General features: G+C 37.3%; 5 protein-coding genes. 4 read left to right on the forward strand and 1 reads right to left on the reverse strand.

The features are described from left to right. Positions 1-9: 9 nt before the first annotated feature. From BUC21_RS11460 to BUC21_RS11475, 4 genes are all read left to right on the forward strand, one after another. Positions 10-1,374 carry a TolC family protein gene (locus tag BUC21_RS11460; protein ID WP_073402494.1) on the forward strand — a complete coding sequence of 455 codons (1,365 nt, stop codon included), beginning with the start codon at positions 10-12 and terminating at the stop codon, positions 1,372-1,374. Positions 1,375-1,406: 32 nt separating this feature from the next. Continuing rightward, positions 1,407-2,429, forward strand: a complete 1,023-nt coding sequence (locus BUC21_RS11465; protein ID WP_073402496.1) for an efflux RND transporter periplasmic adaptor subunit — start codon at positions 1,407-1,409, stop codon at positions 2,427-2,429. An 86-nt stretch (positions 2,430-2,515) separates the two neighbouring features. Beyond that, positions 2,516-5,662 carry an efflux RND transporter permease subunit gene (locus BUC21_RS11470; RefSeq protein WP_073402532.1) on the forward strand — a complete coding sequence of 1,049 codons (3,147 nt, stop codon included), beginning with the start codon at positions 2,516-2,518 and terminating at the stop codon, positions 5,660-5,662. A gap of 15 nt (positions 5,663-5,677) precedes the next feature. Then, positions 5,678-5,971, forward strand: a complete 294-nt coding sequence (locus BUC21_RS11475; RefSeq protein ID WP_073402498.1) for a PG0541 family transporter-associated protein — start codon at positions 5,678-5,680, stop codon at positions 5,969-5,971. 629 nt (positions 5,972-6,600) lie between these two features. Here BUC21_RS11475 and BUC21_RS11480 read toward each other — a convergent pair. Beyond that, positions 6,601-7,263, reverse strand: coding sequence for a uracil-DNA glycosylase family protein (locus BUC21_RS11480; RefSeq protein ID WP_073402500.1), 663 nt, complete (start codon positions 7,261-7,263; stop codon positions 6,601-6,603). Positions 7,264-7,895: the final 632 nt, after the last annotated feature.

A 7,895-nucleotide genomic window follows, 5' to 3' on the forward strand; every position in this document is an offset into this window, starting at 1 on the left:
TACGGAGATATGAATAAAAGAAAACATTTTTTTTCTAAAAAGTTTGTATGCATAATTATTGCTTTGCTATTGTACAGTGGTGCAAAGGCACAGGAAAAGTTATCTTTTAACCTGGAAAAAGCCTTGGAAATTGCACAAAGCGAAAATCCCACAATAAAGGTTGCAAATAAGGAAATAGAAAAAAAGAAGTACGCAAAGAAAGAAGTAATAGCGGGGTTGTTCCCTAATATAAATGTAGGCGGCGGGTTTACTTACACAATTAAGAAGCAGACATTTGCTATAATGGGACAAACATTAAAGGTTGGGCAGACCAATAACTACAATGCAGGCATAAATCTTTCATTGCCTCTTTTTGCACCAACATTGATGAAGTCAATTGACCTGTCGGCCAAAGATGTAGAGTTGGCTGTAGAAAGCGCTCGCTCCTCCAATCTTAATCTTGTTAATGAAGTAACCAAGGCATATTATCAATTATTACTGGCCCAAGATTCTTATGAGGTTCTTAAAAAAGGTTATGCACAATCGGAGGCTAATTATGAGGTTGTGAATAATAAATTTAAGCAGGGCGTTGTATCCGAATATGATAAAATACGTGCAGAGGTTCAGGTAAGAAATCTAAAACCAAGTATGATTTCGGCAGAGAATGCTGTTAATCTGACAAAACTTCAATTGAAGGTATTAATGGGACTGGATACCAATCAGGAGATAGAGATTGTTGGAAATCTTTCGGATTATGAAAACAATATGTATGCCGAAGCATTGGATGTAGATACTGCAATGGTTCAAAATAACACGCAATTAAAACAAATGAAATTGCAGGCGGAGATGCTTGATAAACAATTAAAACTTAATAAAAGTGCTTATCTTCCTTCTGTATCATTGACGTCTCAGTTCTCTTATGTCTCTATGGCAAATAACTTTAAATTCGGAGATTATCAGTGGAATCCTTATAGCACTGTTGGGTTTACTTTCTCTATTCCAATTTATAATGGTGGTGGCCGCTCTTATAAAGTGAAACAAACAAAGCTTCAAATGGAGCAATTAACCTTAAATACACAGAACTTACGCAGAAACATTGATCTTCAGGTAAAAAATTACATGGATAATATACAGAAATCCATAGAGCAAGTGGGATCTAATAAAGAAAGTGTAAAGCAGGCTGAGAAAGGTTGTGTAATTGCTAAGAAAAGATATGAAGTTGGTAAAGGCACTGTTCTTGAACTGAATGACTCTGAACTGGCTCTTACTCAATCTAAATTGGCATATACCCAGGCTATTTTCGATTACCTATCGGCAAAGGCTGATCTTGAGCTGGTTTTGGGCAAAGATAAAGTTGTCAATACAACTCAAAAAAATGAAGAACTAAATAAATAGAACACGAAACGAATTAAAATAAACTTATAAATATGAAAAGATCTGGTAAAATTCAGTTATTCACTTTAACGACTTTGATGCTGCTTTGCTCTTGTGGAAAAGGAGATAAAGCTTCAAGTTCACAAGTTAAGGAAGAGAAACCTAAAGTTAAGCTGGCTTCTGTTAAAGCAGAGAATGTAGAGCAAATACAAGAATTTACTGCAACAGTAGAGTCTGATATTAAAAATAATATAGCTCCTTCAAGTCCTGTACGAATTGAAAAGATTTTTGTTGAAGTTGGCGATCAGGTTCGTAAAGGTCAGAAACTTGTGCAGATGGATGCTTCTAGTTTGAATCAGGTAAAAGCTCAATTGGATAATCAGAAAATTGAATTTGCAAGAATTGACGAACTATACAAAGTTGGCGGTGCTTCAAAATCTGAATGGGATGCTAAGAAAATGAATCTTGATATGATTCAGACTTCCTACCATAACCTTGTGAGAAATACTTCTTTAACTAGTCCCATAAGCGGAGTGGTAACTGCTCGTAATTATGATAGTGGCGATATGTATTCGGGCGGTCTGCCAGTGCTTACTGTGGAACAGATTTCTCCTGTAAAGATAATGATTAATATCTCTGAGGATTACTTTACTAAAGTGAAGAAGGGGATGACAACGAAGATTAAGCTTGATGTTTATGGTGATGAAGAATTTACCGGAAGAGTTAGTCTTGTTTATCCTACAGTGGACAATACCACCCGTACATTCCCTGTTGAAATAACTGTTGCTAATGGCGGACAGAAAGTGCGTCCGGGAATGTTTGCCCGCGTTACAATGAGCTTTGGTTCTATGGAACACGTTGTAGTACCTGATCGTGCTATTGTTAAGCAAACTGGTTCTGGCGACCGATATGTTTATGTATATAATGACGGCAAAGTTTCATATAATAAAGTAGTTCTTGGTCGCCAGATGGGGGCAGAATATGAATTGATCTCTGGCGTTCCAAATAACTCTCAGGTAGTAATTGCAGGACAGACTCGCTTGAATAATGGTGCAGCTGTTGTAGTTGAAAAATAATAATTGGGCAGTCCTTTTTATGTTGATACATCTTTATATATGTATTGATTCTTAAAGAAAGGCGGACTAAAAAATTAAAAGAATATATGAGTATATATAAAGGAGCCGTAAATCGTCCTGTAATGACCTCGCTCTGCTTTGTAGCAGTGCTGGTGCTTGGGCTTTTTTCTTTGAAAAAATTGCCCATTGACTTGTACCCTAATATTGAAACCAATACCATAATGGTAATGACATCATATCAGGGTGCAAGTGCTTCGGATATTGAAAACAATGTTTCCCGTCCTCTCGAAAATGTTTTAAATACGGTAAGTAATCTAAAGCATATAACTTCAAAGTCAAGAGAAAATATCTCTGTAATTACCTTGGAGTTTGATTATGGAAAAAACATTGATGAACTGACAAACGACGTTCGTGATAAACTGGATTTAGTTAAGTCATCTCTTCCAGATGGCGCTGAAAATCCTACTATCTTTAAGTTTAGTACAGACATGATTCCTATTATCGTGCTTTCTGCCAAGGCAAAAGAGAGCATGCCGGCCTTGTATAAGATTTTGGACGAAGGTGTTGCCAATCCGCTTGCCAGAATTGGTGGTGTGGGAACCGTATCTGTTTCAGGTGCTCCGAAAAGACAGATTCAGGTATATATAGATCCGGTTCGTTTGGAAGCATATCATCTGAGTGTGGAAACTATTTCGGCAATCATAGCAGCAGAGAATAAGAATGTGCCGGGCGGTAATTTCGATATTGGTAGTAATACTTATTCGTTAAGAGTAGAAGGAGAATTTGATGACGCCTCACAAATGGCAAACATTGTTGTAGGTAGCTTTAATGGTAAGAATATCTATCTGAAAGATGTTGCAAGAATTAAAGATTCTGTTGAGGAACGTACTCAGGAAACTTTTAATGATGGGGTACAAGGAGCAATGATTGTTATCCAGAAGCAAACGGGTGCAAACTCTGTGGAAATTGCAGATAAGGTACGTGCTGCTTTGCCTTCTTTGCAAGCAAAACTTCCATCTGATGTGAAGCTGGATATTATTGTAGATACCTCAGATAATATTAAAAATACAATTGCTTCGTTGGCCGATGTAATACGTGATGCATTGATCTTTGTGGGATTAGTTGTGTTTATTTTCCTTGGTAGATGGAGATCTTGTGTGATTATTCTTATAACTATACCGCTCTCTTTGGTAGCTTCGTTTATCTATCTGGCGGTTACGGGTAGTTCTCAGAATATTATTTCTTTGTCTTCTCTGTCTATTGCAATTGGATTGGTAGTAGATGATGCCATTGTGGTATTGGAGAATGTAACCACGCATATTGAAAGAGGTAGTCATCCAAGGCAGGCTGCCGTTCATGGAACAAATGAAATGGCCTTATCTGTTGTTGCCTCTACACTGACTTTATTTGCGGTATTCTTCCCGCTGACTTTGGTTTCGGGTATGACGGGTGTCTTGTTCCGCGAGTTAGGATGGATGGTTTGTATTATTATGGCTATCTCTCTTATCTGTGCGTTGACGCTGACTCCAATGATGAGCTCTCAGTTGCTTCAGCTAAATCCAAAACATAATAAAGTTTTCGAGAAGTTCTATTCTCCTGTTAAGAGAGGATTAGATCAGCTTGATGTAAAATATGCACAACTGGTAAACTGGGCAGTTCGCCATAGAACAGTTGTTGTTTCTGGAGGTTTTATTTTCTTTATCGCGTCTATGTTCTTATTTAAATTCATAGGTACAGAGTTTATGCCTACCCAGGATAACGGGCGAATTGGTGTAACTCTTGAAATGTCTATTGGAACCCGAACTGAGTTATCGCGTGATATAGCCCTGAAAATTGAAAAACAGTGGAAAGCTAAATATCCTGAAATGCAGGCTATCAACTTTACTGTTGGTCAGGCTTCTTCGGATAATGCCTGGGCTTCGATGAGTGATAATGGAACTCATATTATGTCTTTCAATATCCGTTTATCTGATCCGGCTGATCGTAAAAGGGGGATTGTGGAAATCTGTGATGACATGCGTAAAGATCTTGGTAACTATCCAGAATTAAAGAAGTTTACGGTAAACGTTGGTGGTAGCAGATCTAGCATGATGGGTAGCGGACAGGCTACACTCGACCTTGAAGTTTACGGATACGATTTTACACAGACTGATAAGATTGCCAAAGATTTAAGAGAACGTATGAGTAAGGTGCCCGGTTGTGTGGACGTAACAATCAGCCGTGGAGATTATCAACCTGAATACCAGATTAAGTTCGATCGCGAAAAACTGGCATTGAATGGATTGAATCTTTCTACTGCCGCAACATACGCAAGAAATAGAATCAATGGTGCAACAGCATCTAAATATCGCGAAGAGGGTGATGAATATGACATCAAGGTTATGTATGCTCCCGAATATCGACAGTCTATTGAATCTATTGAAAATATAATGGTATATAATAACCAGGGTAAGGGAATACGTATTAAAGATTTGGGCACTGTTGTTGAAGAAAGTGCACCTCCTACAATTGAACGAAAAGACCGCGAACGCGTAAATACCGTTCAGGCCGTAATCTCCGGAGCTTCAATGGATAAGGTCGTAGCTGCCGCTCGTCAGCAAATATCTCAACTGAATGTTCCTTCGGGTGTAACTGTACAGGTTTCGGGTACTTATGAAGATCAGCAGGAATCATTCTCTGACTTGCTTACGCTTGGTGGACTTATTATTATTCTGGTATTTATTGTGATGGCAGCAGAATTTGAGTCTCTTACCTATCCGTTTATTATTATGTTTGCATTGCCGTTTGCATTGTCGGGAGTACTCATGGCTTTGTGGATATCTGGCAGTACATTGAATCTGATGTCGGCAATTGGTATGATTATGTTGATTGGTATTGTGGTTAAGAATGGTATTGTACTTGTGGATTATATAAACCTGAACCGTGAACGTGGCCTGGGTATTATTAATTCTGTAGTAAAAGGAGGAAAGTCTCGTTTACGTCCGGTACTAATGACTTCATTAACAGCGATACTTGGTATGATTCCAATGGCTATTGGCGGAGGACAAGGATCGGAAATGTGGAAGCCTATGGGTATTGCAGTAATTGGCGGATTAACTATTTCTACTGTATTAACCTTAGTTATTGTGCCTGTTCTGTACTGTATATTTGCCGGAACTGGTGTGAAACGCAGACGTAGAAAGATGCGCGAGTTCGAGGCTGCATTGAATGCTGTAGAAAATAATAATGAATAATGAAAATAACGAAATATGAAATCAGTATTGATAACTTTTGACCAAGCCTTTTACGATCGTGTGATAGCTATTCTTGATAGAAATAGCTGCCGTGGATTTTCTTATGTTGAAGATGTAAGAGGAAGGGGTAGTAAAACGGGGGATCCTCATTATGGAAGTCATGCGTGGCCATCCATGTGCTCTGCTATTATTACAGTAGTAGAAGATGATAGAGTTGACCGACTTCTTGAAATGCTTCATCGTCTGGATAAATCTACCGAACAACTTGGACTTCGTGCTTTTGTCTGGAATATAGAGAAGAGCATCTAAGCCAATATAAATACCAGGTGTTTTAATTCAAAAAAACACAAAAAGATCTGCTACCTGCCACTAAATTGTATAGAACCCTTTATCTATGGGGACTTTGGCTGGTGGCAGATCTAAAATTATCTGCTACTAAAAATTCTCATCTGCTACTAGAATTCAGAAAACAGTGTATGTTGCAGTTATAGCACATACTTCTATGTATATCTTCTTATTCCTGATAATACAACTAGTAAGTATAGAAAAGCCCTTCTAATAATTGTTGTTTGATGTATATCTAAAACCTATTTTGATGTACATCTAAGCATGGTTATGATGTATATCAAAGCACCCTTTAGATGTATATCAAACGAAAAATGTGTCTAGACTAAATATAAAATCAGTCAGGTTATATTCTGTCTAATTACAATATGTTTTCTCGGAATAATAGGTTTCTTGAACCAGTCTTGTTACTGAGGTGAGAATAATCACTTTTGATATGCTTACAGGTAAAGTCTGGTAGTGGCAGATAAAAAAGCTAGTGGCAGATGATTTTTTTATCTCCCACCACTTGAAAGCCCCTTTATTAGGGCTTTTTTCGTGTTTTAGTGGGGGATGTGGCAGATCTTTTCTTTTTTTTGATTGAAATGCAGTGATTATTTACGAAAATATGATCGGATATTCTCATAAGCAGCACTGAACAGCTCAAGGTTTTTGTCTTTTAACGGATAATCTTTCGCTGGAAGTATAGGGATAACCTTTACAGGAAAGTTAATAGCATCATAAACATTTCCGCAGATTGTTCTAAGTGATTTTCCATCAACAGGCTGGTAATAAGGTTCGAAAGATTCCAAACCTACTCGGCGTGGCTGAGCACCATGAAGAAAAGTCTCATCTCCGCCATAAAGACCTAATTTCTGTAACCAGTAGTTGGTTTGCAATGACATGGACAAAACAATCTCGATGGTTGGATTTTGCTCCAATACCCATTTTATGTGCTCATATCCTTTTATTGCTTTTTCCTCAGGTATCAGTACTCTTTTACCTTTTGGAGCCGGTTCTAAATAATCATTGCATAAGTTAGTTATGTAAATCTCGTCGGACTTAAAATTATTAAGGGTAACGTACATAATGTGGTTAAACAGGTTACGTGCTTCTACATTTCTGCTGCGTTCACCATGATCTTCAGGAAAACTACGAAAATAGTAGTCGGCGAACATTGCATATTCGGTTGCAGTGTCCGACCATTGCAGATTAGAATCTTCACCAATTACTAATACTTTGGCTGGTTGTGCCGATTTTAAGTCTTTTGATCTCATAAATTTATTTTTTGCAAAGGTAACTATTCTAACAGAATAATAGTGGGATATGAAATATTTGTGTTTAGTTATCGACTTCTTTTTATCACTCCTTACGCGCGCACGTAAATTAATAATGTATATAAAGAAGTAACCTTTCCCAATGTTCCTTGCAAAGAAGAAAAAAATATGTTCTGTAACACGTTTGTAATTCAGCGAGTTATCTATTAATTGCAAAAAAAGTTATAAAAAAGAGTGAGATATATTTGGATTGGCAGGAATAAAGGTCTACTTTTGCACCCGCTTTGCAAGAGAGACAAAGCTTACGCAGTTGACATAATGTAAGATAACCGGTGCATTCATCGAGGTTTTAGAGAAAAAGAATTTAAAAAATATTCTCGAAAACATTTGGAGGTTAAAATTAAAAGTTCTACCTTTGCATCCGCTTACGAAAATAGCGTAACAAAAAGAAATCGTTCTTTGAATAGATTATAAATAAACGAAACAAGTAGTACAAGAGCATTAAGTGCGTGTATTGATACATGTACTTGGTAAATAAAAATGCGAACCGTCAATTAAGATAAACGGAATCCTGAACAGAATTTAAATGAAACTTTTACAATGAAGAGTTTGATCCTGGCTCAGGATGAACG

Origin of the sequence: Bacteroides luti (assembly GCF_900128905.1) — a bacterium.
In the GTDB taxonomy this organism is placed as follows: domain Bacteria; phylum Bacteroidota; class Bacteroidia; order Bacteroidales; family Bacteroidaceae; genus Bacteroides; species Bacteroides luti.